Below are 1,323 nucleotides of genomic sequence, written 5' to 3' on the forward strand. Positions count from 1 at the left end.
GACGACCTCACCGGCATGCTCTCGTTCCTCGTATCCGACGACGCCGCCTTCATCACCGCCCAGACGCTCTACGTCGACGGCGGACTCATACGGTCATGAGCGTGACGGAGGTGCTCACGCCGGCAGGAGACGGTCTCGTGCCCAGCCCGAAACGTCCTCGCCGCCAGTGCGCAGCGCTCCCCTCCGCCCGATCGCGTACGCCGGCGAATGGAGACCGATCGGCCGGGCAATCCCACCGATCGCCGAAGTCAGGTGCCGAATCAAATCCCGCATGCAGCACAACACCGCACACCCGAAAGAGGCCCGTCATGCCCGTAGAGACCGCTGAGGCATTCACCACCGAGAACACCGCCATGCTCCTCATCGACCACCAGGTCGGCACCATGAGCTGGGTCGGCTCCATCACCTTCGAGGAGATGAAGGCCAACGCCCTCGCCCTGGCCAAGGCCGCCAAGGCCCTGGACATGCCGCTGGTGCTGACCTCCTCGATGGAGGAGTACGCGCAGGGGCCGCTGCTGTCCGAGCTCGCGGAGATCGCGCCCGCCGAGTTCGCCGGCCGCGTCCAGCGCCAGGGCGTCGTCAACGCCTTCGACGACGAGAACTTCGCCGACGCCGTCAAGGCCACCGGCCGCACCCACCTCATCATCGCCGGCGTCACCAACGACGTCTGCACCGTCTTCCCCACCCTCACCGCCCTCAACGCCGGCCACCCCGTCCAGGTCGTCGCCGACGCCGGCGGCTCCCCCACCAAGATCGCCGACGACATCGCCGTCCACCGCATGGACAAGGCCGGCGCGACCATCACCTCCACCAACCAACTCCTCGCCGAACTCGCCGAAAACTGGACCACCGAAAAGGGCGGCAAGATGATCGGCATCATCATGGAACTCCTCCCCCAGAGCTGAACCAGCCATCGCCACCGCCCGAGACAACGGCCGGGCGGGGAGTGGATCCGGAGGCGAGTCTGCGCCCCGCCTGGCGCGCTCGGCTGCCCAGTACCCCACGTCACCCGGTACCGACAGGAGCGGTACATGCCGCGCCCCTTCGCCACCGGCGTGTACGCCAACCCACACCCACTCACGTAAGGATCCGCGTCATGTCCATGGCTTTCCTGGCCCAGCGCGAACAGCAGCAGACCCTCGAATGGCTGGACGACGGCACGTTCTCCGTCCTCCTCGACAGCAAGGCCACGAACGGCCAGCTCACCGTGGGACGGTTCGACGTCGCCAAGGGGGAGGCCCCGCCGTTCCACCTGCACACCCGCGAGGACGAGATCTTCATGCTCATCAAGGGCGAGGCGCTTCTCTGGCTCGGCGACGAGCA

The 1,323-nt window shown here is 67.5% G+C and carries 1 protein-coding gene and 1 pseudogene; both read left to right on the plus strand.

Annotated elements, in window-relative coordinates:
• Positions 1–308 precede the first annotated feature (308 nt).
• The gene (locus ACWCPF_RS45455; protein WP_451051033.1) at positions 309–905 is read left to right on the plus strand and encodes an isochorismatase family protein; all 597 of its coding nucleotides are present in this window, start codon (positions 309–311) and stop codon (positions 903–905) included.
• Between the two features lie 191 nt (positions 906–1,096).
• A pseudogene (locus ACWCPF_RS45460) lies at positions 1,097–1,323 on the plus strand (cupin domain-containing protein); the annotation flags it as partial.

The sequence above is a fragment of the Streptomyces sp. NPDC001858 genome (genome assembly GCF_053594615.1).

What these genes read in the sequence shown, in the direction of transcription:
- ACWCPF_RS45455 (WP_451051033.1), top strand. Translation starts at nt 309, where the DNA reads ATGCCCGTAGAGACCGCTGAGGCATTCACCACCGAGAACACCGCCATG.